Below are 14513 nucleotides of genomic sequence, written 5' to 3' on the forward strand. Positions count from 1 at the left end.
CGGGCCCTAGACATGGATGATCTCCTTGGCGGGGTCGGTCCCGGGGCGGGGGACAGCGGCGGTACGGGCGACGGCGGTGCGCGACGGCTCCGGACGGCGGGAGGCCTGCTCGTGGACACGGAACGCGGCCCAGCAGAGCGACAGCGCGGCGGCGAACACGGGCAGCCACAGCAGCCGGGCCGCCATCCAGCCCGCCGAGTCGGGCACCGTGTGCAGCCCGGGCAGGTCGGCCGAGACCAGCAGCCCGAGGGCGGTGACGGCCATCATGGCGGTCTGGTGCCACAGGAAGACGGTCATGGCGGAGAGGTTCACCAGGGCCACCTTCGCCCAGGCCGTCGGCCGCCGCATCGCCCGGGCCAGCGGCTCGCGGACCAGGAGGGCCAGCCCGCACTGGGCCAGCCCGAAGGCGGCCGCGGCCAGCGTCGGCGGGTTCAGGTTCGACACGGCGGCCCCGGGGACACCCACCATCGACGCCGGGTACCCGCCCCAGAGGATCAGCGCTGCCGTGGCCGAGGCGCCCGCGCCGAGCAGGATCAGCGCCCGGTCGCGCCGGGCGAACGCCCCGCGTGACCAGGCGGCGCCCAGGGCGAAGGGGACGAGCCAGCCGGCGGCCACATTGACCCAGCCGATCCACTGGGGGCCGTCCAGCCCGAAGCGCCACACGTCGACGGCAGCCACCACGGCCAGCGGCCACAGCGGGCTGAGCCGGGCCACCAGCGGGGTCGCGGCGGTGAGCGCGGCGAACACCAGCAGGAACCACAGCGGCGACAGCACCAGCTTGACCAGCGACCGGACAGTGGCGAACTCCGCCCCGCCGAGCAGCATTCCGGCCGTGACGACCGTCCAGAGCACCAGCACGGCGGCGACCGGACGAAACAGCCGCCCGAGCCGCTGACCGGCCCACGCGCCGTACGAGAGCCCGCGCTCGCGCGCCGACGCGTAGCCGCGGGCGGCGACATGGCCGCCGACCAGGAAGAAGACGGACAGGGTCTGGAACACCCAGGACACCGGCGCCAGCCACGGCAGGTGTACCAGCGGGCTGGTGGTGCTCAGAGCGCCGTCGCGTGCGGTCAGCGCGGTGACCAGCCAGTGGCCGAGGACGACGCCGAGGATCGCGAAGGCCCGCAGCGCGTCCACGGCCCGGTCACGCTCGGCCGGGGTGGCGGCCTCCATGCCCGCGGCCAGGGTGGACCAGCGGGTGCGCAACTCAACCACGGTCGGCCTCCGATACGGGGGTGGTGCCGAGGACGATGCGGGCCAGGCTGTCGAGGGACTCGGTGCCCGGCCCCAGGTAGTCGCTGTGCCCGACGGCACCGGCGGCGAAGATCCGGGCCCCGAAGGCCGGGTCGACCGGGTCGGTGCCGAAACCGATCCCGCCGAACCGCACATGCGGGACGTGGCCTATCCAGTCGTTGCTGCCCCGGCCGGCCCAGACCCGGGCCCCGGTCGGCAGCTCACGGGCGGACCCGGCCCCGGTGCCCGGGCTGCCGAACAGCGCCATGTCGCCGACCGCGGATCCGGTGGCGGTCCGGGCGCAGACCACGGAGCCGTAGGAGTGGCACAGGAGGGAGATCCGGGCACCGGGACCCGATATGCCGCTCAACCGGTCCAGGAAGGGAGCCAGTTCGCCGGCGGCCGCGTCGGCCCGGTCGGCGCTCAGGACGGTGGTGCTCACCGTGCCGGGCGTGTCGTACCCGAGCCAGGCGACCACGGCGGAGCGCGGATGCTCGGCCTGCAGGCGCTGCTGGAGGGAGAGGGCCCCGGCACGGAACCGCTCGTAGGTGTCCAGCGTGGTGTCGGACCCGGGCACCAGGACGGCGACCCGGTCGGCGCTCTCCAGCTCGCCGAACACCTCGACGGCGCGGCCCCTTCCGCGCCCGTCGAAGGTGAGGAACCGGGCAGCTCCGGCCGATCCCATGAGGCGCAGCCTGGCCGCCCGGCCGGGGCGGTCGGCGTCCTCGGCGGTACGGACCGCCTCGGCGAGGTTGGCGCTGTTGGCGGCGTACCGGCTGCGGGGCGTGTCGCTCTCGGAGAACGTGGCGGGCGCGGGGGCCGGGACGTTCGGGGAGGCCGCGGCGGACACGGGGACCACCACGGCCGCGGCGACCAGGGCGGCCAGCAGGCCGCGGCGCAGCCGGCCACCGCCGGAGCCCGCCCTCCCCGTGGCGAGCGCCGTGCCGGACCCACAGGTCCCTCCCGCGGTCCCGGTCCGCGTCCCCGTCGCCGTCCCCGGTACCGCTCCTGTCCCCGTCCCCGTCCCCGTTGCCGTTGCCATGGTCCTCTTCCCTCGGTCGCCGGAAGAGCCGTGAACGCTCTTCTCTGCTACCGAAGTTAGAAATCCCGGCCCGTGGTCGGCGTCACGCCATGGAGCCGTGTTCGCGCGTAGCTCTCAGGTATGACGGGGGAAACCTGCGAGCCATATGTCCGGGCCGGGGGCGAGGGCGAGGGGCGCCAGGACCCCGGTCGCGCTGAGAAGAGCGGTGAACACGCGGCTCAGTCCGCCACCAGGGGTTCGACGTAGCCCGCCCGCCAGCACGGTGCCGGGTCCTGGCCGGGGCTGGTCCAGTACTCCCTCGCCCCCACGATCTCCCCGTCCCGCACGGTCCAGAGGGAGACGGCCCGGTAGACGACGTGGTCCTGAGGTATCTCCACTTCGGTGACCACGAGGTTCCCGTCGGCCAGGATCCGCAGGAGTTCCACGGATCGCACGGACCGCTCGTCCGGGTAGCCGTCGTCGCTGTTCACGGCGATGAAGTTGGCGCGCCCCACGATGCGTTCACCGCTCACGGGCCATTCGATGACAGCGTCCTCGGCGATGAGCCCGGCCACACCGTCCCAGTCGCGTGCCCCGATCCGCTCCCACAGTTGTGCCACTACCCTCAACGGCTCCATGTGCCGCAGTGTCCGGCAGCCCCGTTATACGTAACAAGCTTTGCGTGCAGGCTTATTGACTTCGACACAATCGCCTGCCGCGGGCCTTCGCGGCACCTACTCCGGCGCGGGTGCGGGGACGCCGGCCGACGGCGCGGCGGACTCCAGCGCGTCCAGTGCCGTGGCCAGCCGCTCCAGGGCGCGGACCGTCTCCGCGAAGGCCGCATCGCCCAGCTCCGCGGTGAGGCGGGCCGCCAGGGCCGCGTGGCCCGGGCCGATCCGGTCCACCGCGCTGCGCCCCTCCTCCGTGGGCCGCAGCAGCTTCGCCCGCCGGTGTGCGGGGTTCGGGGCGTATTCCGCAAGGCCCTTGGCGACCAGCAGGTCCGCGATGCGCTGGACGCTCTGCCGGGTGATGCCCATGTTCCGGGCGATGCCCGCGACGGGCAGCGGCTCCCGCAGTACCGCGCCCAGGACCTGCCACCAGGCGGCCGTCAGCCCGGCCGGTTTGGCCAGCTCTTCCGAGATGGCGAGGAACTGGCCGTTCAGCCGGAACACCCCGAGCGCGGTGCGGCTCAGCAGGTCCTGCTGGGTACGGGCGTCGGTGCGGACATCGGTGGGGACATCGGTGGGGACATCGGTACGGACATCGGTACGGGCGTCCGCGAGGCCCCCGGCGGGCAGCGGCTCGTGCGTCGCCTCACGCATCGCCGGCCGCCGACGCCGCCATCAGGACCGGGTACGCGCTGACGTCCGAGTCGTGGAAGAGCCCGTACCAGGCGTCCAGCACGTCCGGCTTGTAGACGTCCAGGCGGGCGAAGACCTCGCGGGCGAAGGCCACCGGCTCCGTCGGCCCCGCCGTGATCAGGTCGCCGTCGGTCACCGCATCGGCCTCGACGTAGCGTTCGGCGCCCCCGTAGCCGGGCTGCTCGGCCAGGTAGAAGGAGGCGGCGCTGGTGTGCGTCCGGCCGTCCAGCAGGCCCTCGCGCGCGAGGCCGGCGGTGGCTCCGCAGATCGCCGCGACCGGCACCCCGGCGGCCAGGAACTCCCGCGCCTTGGCTGCGAACGGCGTCAGGTCGTCACTCGTGTCCCACAGGGACGCGCCCGTGAGGATCAGCAGCGAGGAGTCCTCCGGTCGCAGGCCGGCCAGGGCCAGGTCAGGCTGGATGCGGACGCCGCCCATGGTGGTGACCGGCTCCGCGGCGCTCAGGCCGACCGTGCGCACGGTGTGGCCGCGCTGGGTGAGGTGCGCGGTGGTGTGGCCGGTCTCCCAGTCCGCGTAGGTGTCGTAGACCGCGAGGTGGACGGGCTTGCGCGGGGTCTCGCTCATGGTGCTTTCGCCTCCAGCGTGGTTCCTGCTCTATGACAATAGACTGTCATAACGACAGGATGCTGTCAATCTGATGGAGGGGTTCGAGCCCCCTCGCAGACAGACTGCCGAGAGCGGCCCCCCACCCCCATACAGTCCGCCGATATCCCGCCCCACCTGCGCACTTCTAGCGTGACGGCATGACCCCTCATGTCACCTCGCACACCCTTGCCGCCGTGAAGGACGCAGATCGGAAGCACGTCTTCCACTCCTGGTCCGCCCAGGCCCTGATCGACCCCCTCGCCGTCGCCGGGGCCGAGGGGTCGTACTTCTGGGACTACGAGGGCAAGCGGTTCCTCGATTTCTCCTCCCAGCTGGTGAACACCAACATCGGGCACCAGCACCCCAAGGTCGTCGCCGCGATCCAGGAGCAGGCCGCCCGGCTCTGCACCCTCGCGCCCGGCTTCGCCGTCGACGTCCGCTCCGAGGCCGCACGCCTCATCGCCGAGCGGACCCCGGGCGACCTGGACAAGATCTTCTTCACCAACGGCGGCGCCGAGGCCGTCGAGAACGCCGTGCGCATGGCCCGTCTGCACACGGGCCGCGCCAAGGTGCTCTCCACCTACCGCTCCTACCACGGGGCCACCGCCGCCGCGATCAACCTGACCGGCGACCCGCGCCGCTGGCCCTCCGACACGGCCGCCGCCGGCGTCGTGCACTTCTGGGGCCCGTACCTCTACCGCTCCGCCTTCCACGCCACCACCGAGGCCGAGGAGTGCGCCCGCGCCCTCGCCCACCTCGCCGACACCATCGCCTTCGAGGGGCCGCAGACCATCGCGGCGATCATCCTGGAGAGCGTGCCCGGCACCGCCGGCATCATGACCCCGCCCGCCGGCTACCTCGCGGGCGTGCGCGAGCTCTGCGACCGCCACGGCATCGTCTTCATCCTGGACGAGGTCATGTCGGGCTTCGGCCGCACCGGCAGGTGGTTCGCCGCCGAGCACTGGGGCGTCACCCCCGACCTGATCACCTTCGCCAAGGGTGTGAACAGCGGCTACGTCCCGCTCGGCGGCGTGGCCATCTCGGCCGCCATCGCCGAGACCTTCGCCACCCGCCCCTACCCGGGCGGACTGACGTACTCCGGCCACCCGCTGGCCTGCGCCGCCGCCGTCGCGACGATCAACACCATGGCGGAGGAGGGCATCGTCGAGCACGCCGCCCACCTCGGTGAGAACGTGATCGGCCCGGCGCTCGCCGAGATCGCCGAGCGGCACCCGTCGGTCGGCGAGGTCCGCGGGCTGGGCGCCTTCTGGGCCCTGGAACTCGTACGGGACAAGGAGACGCGCGAGCCGCTCGTGCCGTACAACGCGGCCGGTGCGGACAACGCGCCGATGGCCGAGTTCGCGGCGGCCTGCAAGGCGTCGGGCCTGTGGCCGTTCGTGAACATGAACCGCACCCACGTGGTCCCGCCCTGCAACGTCACGGAGGCGGAGGCCAAGGAGGGCCTGGCCCTGCTGGACGAGGCGCTGACGGTCGCCGACCGCCACACCACGGCCGGCCAGGCCTAGACCCGCCCGCACCCGGGATCCGCCCCGCACCGACATCCGCGCCCGCACACCGGGTGCGGATGTCGGATATCGGTTGGCTACCGATCGGTTTTCGGCCGCCTTGTCTGGCCTATGGTGTCCCAAGCTCTACGACAGGAGACGGACCCCTATGCCAGGCAGCGGAGCTGTCACCCGCAACACACTTCGCCAGCAGATCGCGGACGCGCTGCGTGACGAGGTGCTCGCGGGACGCCTGCCGCCGGGGACCGAGTTCACCGTCAAGCAGATCGCCGAGCAGTACGAGGTCTCCGCGACCCCGGTGCGCGAGGCGCTCGTGGACCTCTCGGCCCAGGGGCTGCTCGAACTGGTCCAGCACCGCGGCTTCCGCGTGCGGATCTTCTCCGTGGACGACTTCCGGGGCATGGTCGAGGCCCGCTCGCTCGTCGTGGACGGGATCTTCCGGCGCCTCGCCGAGCGCGGCACCGCCCCCGGCGCCGGCGAGCTGCTGGTCTCGGTGCGCCGCCGGGGCGAGGAGGCCCGGCGGGCCGCGCAGAGCGGTTCGCTCGAAGTTCTGATCGGCTACGACCTGCGCTTCTGGCGGGAGCTGAGCGGGCTGGTCGCCAACACCTACATCTCCGAGTTCCTGCACCGCATCCGCGTGCAGTGCTGGGTCTTCGCCGTCCCCCACCTCCAGCGCGAGCCGCAGCTGAGGGCGGCGCTGTGGGACGGCCACAGCGAGCTCGTGGACGCGGTGACGCTGGCCGACGCCGACGCGGTGCGAGGCATCGTCCGCGGCTACAACGAGCACGCCCTGGCCTGGGCCGCCCGCCTCTGAGGTCCCAGGTTCTGCGCAGCCCTTCGCGGAGGGTGTCCGGCCCACTACGCTGGCCTGATCGGCGACAACGACTGATCGGAGGCCGAGTGGCCTGTGACCTGTGGCTCGTCCCCCTTGTCGACGTGCTGTGCCACAGCCCCGACAACCCCTTCGCGGAAGAGATCGCCTCGTACGACAGGGCACTGGGCGCCGCCGGGCTGCCGTCCGTGCCCGTTTTCGCCTACATGCCGGGCCTGAGCGGGGACGTCGCCCCGGTCGCCGGCTTCGACTACGACGCCCTGCATTTCCTGAGACGGGCGTACATGCTGCAGCTCTGCGGGCTGCCCGTGACCCCGGTGGACGAGCTCGGCGGGGACTACGAGCAGCTGCTGGAGATGTTCGAGCCCACGGCCCAGCAGTCGCACCTGGTGTGGCACTACGACCACGCCGGGGCCTATGTCCCGGTGGACTTCGCGGCTCCGCTGGCGAACGAGGAACTGCTGGCCGGGGGCGGGCCGCTGGGGTCCGGACAGGGGCTGCTGCGGGAGCTGCTGTTCGTGGCCCCCGCCATCGGGATAGACCCGGGGAACCCGCCCGCGGCACCGGCGCCGCCGGGGCGGCCGACGCTGCTGGAGGAGCCGGCGGGGCCGATCCCGTACGACGACAGCCCGTTCGCCCGTGAACGGCACGTGTGGCTGGGACTCCACGCGGCCGCGACGCGGAGCCTCGGCCAGGGGTCGATGATCATCTTCAGCTGAGCGGTGCTGCCGGTGGGCGGGGCACCCCGCCCGCCCCTCAGCGCGGCTGCTCCGGCGGCCGCTGCCGGGGCATGTTGGGTCTGGTGCCCGGCGGCAGGGGGAAGCGCGCGGGCGGGATGTTCGGGTCCGGGCGCCCCCCGGAGGCCCCCAGCGACTGCATCACCAGCGGCGCGGGCCCGGCCCGGAACTCCACCATCCAGTCCGCCGTCTCCGATCGCACCAGCTCGGTGATGTCCTCCGAGAACCGGCGCAGCACGGTCAGGCACCGCTCCGCGGCCTCGCTGGCCGTGCCCTCGGTGGGGCCGAGCACCTCGCGCACGTTCTCCGAGGCCCAGTCGAACTGCAGGGTCTGGAGCCGGCGCTGCACGGCCTGGGCGGTGGCCACGTCCCGCATCCACCCGGACGTCAGCCCGAAGAACCGGTCGCAGGCCAGCGCGGCCGCGCCCAGCAGCAGTGCGAGGTAGCCGTAGGTGGAGGCGCCCGGGATCGAGCCCGTCAGTTCCAGCAGCGGCATGGAGGCGCCCGTAACGGCACCCACGGCCGCCCCGGCGCGCAGCACGCGCGCACCGCGCCGCTTCCAGGCCCGGTCGGACAGGTACCACTCGGCGGTGCGCAGCGCGTCGGCCTCGACCCGCCGGTAGAGCTCGTCGAGCCGCTCGGCGGGCTCGCCCCAGTCCCCGAGGGGGAACGGCCGGCCGGTCAGATCGCCCGCCGCCATCGGTCCGCCGCCTTCCTCCCGGGGATCCCGGGGTGGCCCCTCGGGCTGCATCTCCGGCTGGCTCACCCGGCACTCCCTCTGCCTGCGCTGACGTGTGGTGGTGCGCGTGTGCGCAATGATGCGCATGCTCTTCCTACCTTCGAATGACGGGCGATGGGCGACGATTCCCGGGATTTCCGCCCGCAAGGAGGTCTCCATCAGGTACGCGCACGCCTCGTCTCTCACTCGAAAGAGTTGGTCCTCACGGCGTAGGGCGCGGGGCCCGGGGAGCACGTAGGCTCGGATTGACCAGCGTTCCGAAGGTCTCGACGTACGACGTATGGAGTGAGTGCCCTGTGATTCCCGGTGGTGGCCAGCCCAACATGCAGCAGCTGCTCCAGCAGGCTCAGAAGATGCAGCAGGATCTCGCGGCCGCGCAGGAGGAGCTCGCACGGACCGAGGTCGAGGGCCAGGCCGGCGGCGGCCTGGTGCGGGCGACCGTCACCGGGTCCGGTGAGCTGCGCGCGCTGGTGATCGACCCGAAGGCCGTGGACCCCGAGGACACGGAGACGCTCGCCGACCTGGTGGTCGCCGCGGTGCAGGCGGCCAACGAGAATGCGCAGGCGCTCCAGCAGCAGAAGCTGGGCCCCCTGGCCCAGGGCCTGGGCGGCGGCAGCGGTATCCCCGGCCTCCCGTTCTAGCCCGGCCCACCCCCCTACCCGACGAAAGAAGGCAGTCCGTTGTACGAAGGCGTGGTTCAGGACCTGATCGACGAACTGGGCAGGCTGCCCGGCGTCGGGCCCAAGAGCGCGCAGCGGATCGCCTTCCACATCCTGCAGGCCGAGCCCACCGACGTACGCCGCCTCGCGCACGCGCTGCTCGAGGTCAAGGACAAGGTCCGGTTCTGCGCCGTGTGCGGGAACGTGGCGCAGGAGGAGCGGTGCGGCATCTGCCGTGACCCGCGCCGCGACACCACGGTCATCTGCGTCGTGGAGGAGCCGAAGGACGTCGTCGCGATCGAGCGGACGCGCGAGTTCCGCGGGAAGTACCACGTCCTCGGCGGCGCGATCAGCCCGATCGAGGGCGTCGGCCCGGACGACCTGCGCATCCGCGAGCTGCTGGCGCGCCTGGCGGACGGCGAGGTGACCGAGCTGATCCTGGCCACCGACCCGAACCTGGAGGGCGAGGCGACCGCCACCTACCTCGCCCGCATGATCAAGCCCATGGGCCTGAAGGTCACCCGCCTGGCCAGCGGGCTCCCCGTCGGGGGAGATCTGGAGTACGCGGACGAGGTCACGCTCGGGCGGGCCTTTGAAGGAAGGCGACTTCTCGATGTCTGACGCAACGCTGCACGCCCTCGGCCAGGATCCGGACGACTTCGCCGCCTCGATCGCGGACCAGATCGAGTCGTTCATCGTCGCGGTCACCGAGGTCGCCAAGGGCGAGGACCCGGACAGCGCGGTGCCCTTCCTCCTCCTGGAGGTGTCCCAGCTGCTGCTGGCGGGCGGCCGGCTGGGCGCGTACCAGGACGTGCTGCCGGACGAGCGCTACGAGCCCGACCTCGGCCCGGAACCGGATGTGGACGACCTGCGCGAGCGGTTCGCGATCATGCTGGAGCCGGTCGACGTCTACTCCGAGGTCTTCGACCCCTACGAGCCCCGCAAGGCCCCGGTGGCCCACCGGATCTCCGACGACCTGGCGGACGTGGTCGCCGACCTGAGGCACGGGCTCATCCACCACCAGTCGGGCCGCACCACGGAGGCGCTGTGGTGGTGGCAGTTCTCGTACTTCACCAACTGGGGTCCGACGGCCTCGGCCACCCTGCGCGCCCTCCAGTCGCTGATCGCCCACGTACGCCTGGACCAGCCGCTGGCGGCGCTGGACGGCCTGGACACGGACGAGGACCTGGCCGAGGACGACCTGGCGGAGCAGGCCGGACAGGTGATGGCCGAGGAGCTCGGCGGCCTCGGCCGCACGTGACGCGGGCGGACGCGGCGGCGCCCGGGAACTCATTCTCCGATCTTCTCGTCTCATGATGCGGTACGAGGCGGTCGGATCCCGGTCCCTCGTTAGACTGCACCAGCAATGAGACGGACTGAGCGAGGAGCGCACGTGGGCCTTGTCGTGCAGAAGTACGGAGGCTCCTCCGTAGCCGATGCCGAAGGCATCAAGCGCGTCGCCAAGCGGATCGTGGACGCCAAGAAGAACGGCCACCAGGTGGTCGTCGTGGTTTCCGCGATGGGCGACACGACGGACGAGCTGATCGATCTCGCCGAGCAGGTATCGCCGATGCCTGCCGGGCGCGAATTCGACATGCTGCTGACCGCCGGGGAGCGGATCTCCATGGCCCTGCTGGCCATGGCGATCAAAAACCTGGGCCACGAGGCCCAGTCGTTCACCGGTAGCCAGGCAGGCGTGATCACCGACTCGGTCCACAACAAAGCGCGCATCATCGATGTCACGCCGGGCCGGATCCGCACCGCGCTGGACGAGGGCAACATCGCCATCGTCGCGGGCTTCCAGGGGGTGTCCGCGGACTCCAAGGACATCACCACCCTCGGCCGGGGCGGCTCGGACACCACCGCCGTCGCGCTCGCCGCGGCGCTGGACGCCGAGGTGTGCGAGATCTACACCGACGTCGACGGCGTCTTCACCGCGGACCCCCGCGTCGTGAAGAAGGCCAAGAAGATCGACTGGATCTCCTCCGAGGACATGCTGGAGCTCGCGGCCTCCGGTTCCAAGGTGCTGCTGCACCGCTGCGTCGAGTACGCGCGCCGCTACAACATCCCGATCCACGTCCGCTCGTCCTTCTCCGGACTGCCGGGCACCTGGGTCAGCAACGAGAATCCGCAAGGGGACGCGCAGGTGGAGCACGCCATCATCTCCGGAGTCGCGCACGACGTCTCCGAAGCCAAGATCACGGTCGTCGGTGTCCCGGACAAGCCGGGCGAGGCCGCGGCGATCTTCCGCGCCATCGCGGACGCCGAGATCAACATCGACATGATCGTGCAGAACGTCTCCGCGGCCTCCACGGGCCTCACCGACATCTCCTTCACGCTCCCCAAGGCGGAGGGCCACAAGGCCATCGAGGCCCTGGAGAAGGCGAAGGGCGCGATCGGCTTCGACTCCCTGCGCTACGACGACCAGATCGGCAAGATCTCCCTGGTCGGCGCGGGCATGAAGACGAACCCGGGCGTCACCGCCTCCTTCTTCCAGGCGCTGTCCGACGCGGGCGTGAACATCGAGCTGATCTCGACCTCGGAGATCCGCATCTCGGTCGTCACCCGCCAGGACGACGTCAACGAGGCCGTCCGTGCCGTGCACACGGCCTTCGGTCTCGACTCCGACAGTGCCGAGGCCGTCGTCTACGGAGGCACCGGACGATGACCCGCACCCGGTCCTCCGGCCCGGCGCTCGCCGTGGTCGGGGCGACCGGAGCAGTCGGTTCGGTCCTGCTCCAGATGCTGTCCCAGCGGGCGGACGTCTGGGGCGAGATCCGCCTGATCGCCTCCGCGCGCTCGGCCGGCCGCATGCTGGCCGTCCGCGCGGAGGAGACCGAGGTGATCGCCCTCACCGAGGACGCCTTCGACGGCCTCGGACCGGGCGACGTCGCCCTCTTCCTCACCCCGGCCGACGTCTCGGCCCGGTGGGCCCCCGTGGTCACCACGCGCGGCTCGGTCGTCATCGACCTGTCCGCCGCCTTCCGGGAGGACCCCGAGGTCCCGTTGGTGGTGCCCGAGGTCAACGGGCACGCCGTACGGATCCGGCCGCGCGGGATCGTCGCCGGCCCGGACTGCGTGACCGCCACCATGATCGCGGCCCTGGGCGCGCTGCACTCCGAGTACTCCCTGTGCGACCTGGTCGTCTCCTCGTACCAGGCCGCGAGCGCCGCCGGCCGGGCCGGTTCCGAGGCGCTGCGCCGGCAGCAGTCGCTGGTCGCCGGGACCTCCCTGGGCGAGCAGCCCGGGGACGTACGCCGTGCCGTCGGCGAGGACATCGGGCCCTTCGCCGCCCCGCTCGCCCTCAACGTCGTGCCCTGGTCCGGTGAGCTGCGCGCGGACGGCTGGTCCTCGCACGAGCTGGCGGTACGCGGGGAGACGCGCCGGATCCTGGATCTGGAGCAGCTCCCGGTGTCGGTGACCTGCGTCCAGGTGCCGGTGCTGACCGGGCATTCGCTGACCGTGCGGGCCCGCTTCGAGCGCGAGGTGGAGGCCGTGCACGCCCGGGAGATCCTGGAGGCCGCGCCCGGCGTGGTGCTCGTGGACGACCCGGAGGCCGGGGAGTTCCCCACGCCCGTGGACGCCGCCGGGACGGATCCGGCCTGGGTGGGACGGCTGCGGGCCTCGCTCGACGACCGTCACGCCCTGGAGTTCTTCGTGTGCGCCGACAATCTCCGCAAGGGCGCAGCGCTGAATGCCACACAGATCGCGGAACTGATCGCGGGTGAATTTGCGTAATTCGCTTTGTAGGATCGGTGCTGATCCCTTGATCAAGGTGATGGCCCGAATGCCGTCTCGATAAAGACGGGGCAATCGGGAAGAGCGGGTGCGCATGAGGGCAATAGGGATTTTGCTGGTGAGGCTGCCTCGCGCGTACAACCCTGATGGGGGGACGCGTGTCCAACCGGCGTGGCAGACACACTGCTCGAACCGGCCGTCCGGCCGGCGCAGATCGGGATCATCCCGTCGCGCCGGGGTCTCCGCGCACCCGGCGGCGGTTTTCCCGTGATCGTTCCCGTCCCGCCGGCGGGGCCCTCGACGGGATCGTCGACGGCGCCCGTACGGACCGCCGTACCGATCCGGAGCGGTCTCGTGCCCGCGCCGCGCGACAGCGCTGAGACGGACGGGAGCAGCAAGAGCGAGGCGGTCGAGTCGGCCGAGACGGTCGAAGTGCCGGAGTCGGCCGAGACGGTCGAGGCGCCCGAGGTGGTGGCCGGTACCACCGTCGACCACCTCACCGCGACCTACCAGGCGCACTACCGCTCGCTCCTGGGCCTGGCCGCACTGCTCCTCGACGACACCGCCTCCTGCGAGGACGTGGTCCAGGAGGCCTTCATACGGGTGCACTCCGCCCGGAACCGGGTCCGCGACCGGGAGAAGACCCTGGCGTACCTGCGCCAGACCGTCGTGAACCTCTCGCGGTCCGCCCTGCGCCGCCGCATCCTCGGCCTCAAGCTGCTCTCGAAGCCGATGCCGGACATGGCGAGCGCCGAAGAGGGCGCGTACGACCAGCTGGAGCGGGACGATCTGATCAAGGCGATGCGTGGACTGCAGCGTCGCCAGCGCGAGGTGCTGGTGCTGCGCTATTTCGCGGACATGACGGAGGCCCAGGTCGCCGAGACGCTCGGAATATCGCTCGGCTCGGTGAAGGCGTACGGATCGCGGGGCATTGCCGCGCTGCGGGTGGCGATGGAGGCTGCGCAGTCATGATGGACGACCACACATCACCGGACGGTGCGAGCGGGGAAGAAGAGCTGCGCATCCTCCTGCGCGGGGCCGTCGAAGGCCTGCAGCCCTCCGAGGGCGCGCTGGAGCGACTGCGCGACGCGGTCCCCGCGCGCCGGACCCGCAACCGGCGGGCCGCCCTCGTCGGCGCCGCCGCGGCCGTGCTGCTGGCAGGGACGGCGATCCCGGCCGCACTGCACCTGTCCGCGGCCGAGGGTGCGACCGCGGACCACCCTGCGATGGCCGGGCACGGCGAGGCCGCGGGCGACAAGCACGACATGCCGGCTTCCGACCCCCACCAGAACGGCTTCGGTGCCCTGCCGAGGTCGACCCACTCCGGCGGGGTCCCGTCCGTGGGCGGGACGAGCGGGCAGCCGAACGCCACGGCGGTCCCCCCGGTCGGCGGCCTGACGGCAGGCCCGTCGGGCGCCGGGACCTCAGCCGGACCGGCCGGTTCCGGCGGCCCGGCGGCGGGCTCGGGTCCGCTGCCGCCGGTGGCGGCGCCCGGAGTGCCCGGATGCGGCGCGGACCAGCTCGGGGTGGTGGGCTCGGCCCGGGCCCCGGAGACCGACGGCAGGGTGTACGGCAGCTTCCGGGTCACCAACGTCTCTGCGCAGGGCTGCGCCGTCAACGGCCAGGACACCCTGACGGCCGCCCCGGCGCCCGGTACCGGGGCCGGATCGGGCGCCGCGGTCGCCGTGGTCGGCCACACGGCGGGGGACCCGGCGAGCGGGCTGCTGCCCGACCCGGCGGCGGCCGCTCCGGCGCTGGTGCTCCCGCCGAACACGGCGTACGAGGTCCGCTTCGCGTGGGTGCCCTCGGGGCAGAGCTGCGCACCGGCGAACCAGGACGCGGGCGCGAAGGCCCCGCAGACCGACCCCGCGGGCACCACGAGCGGCGCGGGGAGCGGACCGGCCGTCGAACCGCAGGCGGGCACGACCCCGGCCCCGGCCGGCGTGGCCGTCTCGCACACCCCGCAGTCGGGGGCCACGACCACGCGGACGACGATCCCCGAGGCCTGCGGCGGCACGGTCTACCGGACGGGCGCGATCCCGCTGTCCTAGGGGGCGTGCCGA

The 14513-nt window shown here is 72.4% G+C and carries 16 protein-coding genes; 10 read left to right on the top strand and 6 right to left on the bottom strand.

All coding sequences use genetic code 11. The features are described 5' to 3' along the window. Positions 1-6: 6 nt before the first annotated feature. The 5 genes from ACXNSR_RS21110 to ACXNSR_RS21130 all read right to left on the bottom strand — a co-directional run bounded on the left by ACXNSR_RS21110 (position 7) and on the right by ACXNSR_RS21130 (position 4198). Positions 7-1215, bottom strand: coding sequence for an acyltransferase family protein (locus ACXNSR_RS21110; protein ID WP_458637097.1), 1209 nt, complete (start codon positions 1213-1215; stop codon positions 7-9). Further along, entirely contained in the window at positions 1208-2275 is a 1068-nt protein-coding gene (locus ACXNSR_RS21115) for an alpha/beta hydrolase (RefSeq protein ID WP_458637098.1), read from the bottom strand. The genes ACXNSR_RS21110 and ACXNSR_RS21115 overlap by 8 nt, the downstream gene beginning before the upstream one ends. 218 nt (positions 2276-2493) lie before the next feature. Continuing rightward, complete coding sequence (locus tag ACXNSR_RS21120; RefSeq protein ID WP_458637099.1) at positions 2494-2892, bottom strand: nuclear transport factor 2 family protein; 399 nt, start codon at positions 2890-2892, stop codon at positions 2494-2496. A gap of 96 nt (positions 2893-2988) precedes the next feature. Further along, positions 2989-3576 carry a MarR family winged helix-turn-helix transcriptional regulator gene (locus tag ACXNSR_RS21125; RefSeq protein WP_458637100.1) on the bottom strand — a complete coding sequence of 196 codons (588 nt, stop codon included), beginning with the start codon at positions 3574-3576 and terminating at the stop codon, positions 2989-2991. Next, positions 3569-4198: a DJ-1/PfpI family protein gene (locus ACXNSR_RS21130; protein ID WP_458637101.1), complete on the bottom strand. Its 630-nt coding sequence runs from the start codon at positions 4196-4198 to the stop codon at positions 3569-3571. Before ACXNSR_RS21130 ends, ACXNSR_RS21125 begins: the two co-directional genes overlap by 8 nt. A 179-nt stretch (positions 4199-4377) precedes the next feature. Here ACXNSR_RS21130 and ACXNSR_RS21135 point away from each other — a divergent pair, with 179 nt between their 5' ends. From ACXNSR_RS21135 to ACXNSR_RS21145, 3 genes are all read left to right on the top strand, one after another. Beyond that, positions 4378-5745, top strand: coding sequence for an aminotransferase class III-fold pyridoxal phosphate-dependent enzyme (locus ACXNSR_RS21135; protein WP_458637102.1), 1368 nt, complete (start codon positions 4378-4380; stop codon positions 5743-5745). Positions 5746-5893: 148 nt separating this feature from the next. Then, positions 5894-6559: a GntR family transcriptional regulator gene (locus tag ACXNSR_RS21140; protein ID WP_458637103.1), complete on the top strand. Its 666-nt coding sequence runs from the start codon at positions 5894-5896 to the stop codon at positions 6557-6559. A gap of 86 nt (positions 6560-6645) precedes the next feature. Further along, positions 6646-7296, top strand: coding sequence for a hypothetical protein (locus ACXNSR_RS21145; RefSeq protein ID WP_030010934.1), 651 nt, complete (start codon positions 6646-6648; stop codon positions 7294-7296). 37 nt (positions 7297-7333) lie between these two features. Here the strand turns inward: ACXNSR_RS21145 and ACXNSR_RS21150 are convergent, their stop codons facing one another. Next, positions 7334-8080, bottom strand: coding sequence for an SLATT domain-containing protein (locus ACXNSR_RS21150; protein WP_189743835.1), 747 nt, complete (start codon positions 8078-8080; stop codon positions 7334-7336). 269 nt (positions 8081-8349) lie between these two features. Here ACXNSR_RS21150 and ACXNSR_RS21155 point away from each other — a divergent pair, with 269 nt between their 5' ends. The 7 genes from ACXNSR_RS21155 to ACXNSR_RS21185 all read left to right on the top strand — a co-directional run bounded on the left by ACXNSR_RS21155 (position 8350) and on the right by ACXNSR_RS21185 (position 14501). Next, positions 8350-8694, top strand: coding sequence for a YbaB/EbfC family nucleoid-associated protein (locus tag ACXNSR_RS21155; RefSeq protein ID WP_094744798.1), 345 nt, complete (start codon positions 8350-8352; stop codon positions 8692-8694). Between the two features lie 39 nt (positions 8695-8733). Further along, a complete protein-coding gene (gene recR / locus ACXNSR_RS21160; protein ID WP_030010802.1) occupies positions 8734-9333 on the top strand; it encodes a recombination mediator RecR in 600 nt (199 codons plus the stop codon). Beyond that, positions 9326-9973, top strand: coding sequence for a DUF5063 domain-containing protein (locus ACXNSR_RS21165; protein ID WP_458637104.1), 648 nt, complete (start codon positions 9326-9328; stop codon positions 9971-9973). Before recR ends, ACXNSR_RS21165 begins: the two co-directional genes overlap by 8 nt. Before the next feature lie 132 nt (positions 9974-10105). Next, complete coding sequence (locus ACXNSR_RS21170; protein ID WP_030755832.1) at positions 10106-11380, top strand: aspartate kinase; 1275 nt, start codon at positions 10106-10108, stop codon at positions 11378-11380. Then, the gene (locus ACXNSR_RS21175; protein WP_458637105.1) at positions 11377-12450 is read left to right on the top strand and encodes an aspartate-semialdehyde dehydrogenase; all 1074 of its coding nucleotides are present in this window, start codon (positions 11377-11379) and stop codon (positions 12448-12450) included. The genes ACXNSR_RS21170 and ACXNSR_RS21175 overlap by 4 nt, the downstream gene beginning before the upstream one ends. A 171-nt stretch (positions 12451-12621) precedes the next feature. Further along, a complete protein-coding gene (locus ACXNSR_RS21180; RefSeq protein ID WP_458637106.1) occupies positions 12622-13422 on the top strand; it encodes a SigE family RNA polymerase sigma factor in 801 nt (266 codons plus the stop codon). Next, on the top strand, positions 13419-14501 hold the full coding sequence (locus ACXNSR_RS21185) for a hypothetical protein (RefSeq protein ID WP_458637107.1): 1083 nt from the start codon (positions 13419-13421) through the stop codon (positions 14499-14501). The genes ACXNSR_RS21180 and ACXNSR_RS21185 overlap by 4 nt, the downstream gene beginning before the upstream one ends. The last annotated feature ends 12 nt before the right edge of the window (positions 14502-14513 follow it).

The sequence above is a fragment of the Streptomyces sp. NC-S4 genome (assembly GCF_054353315.1).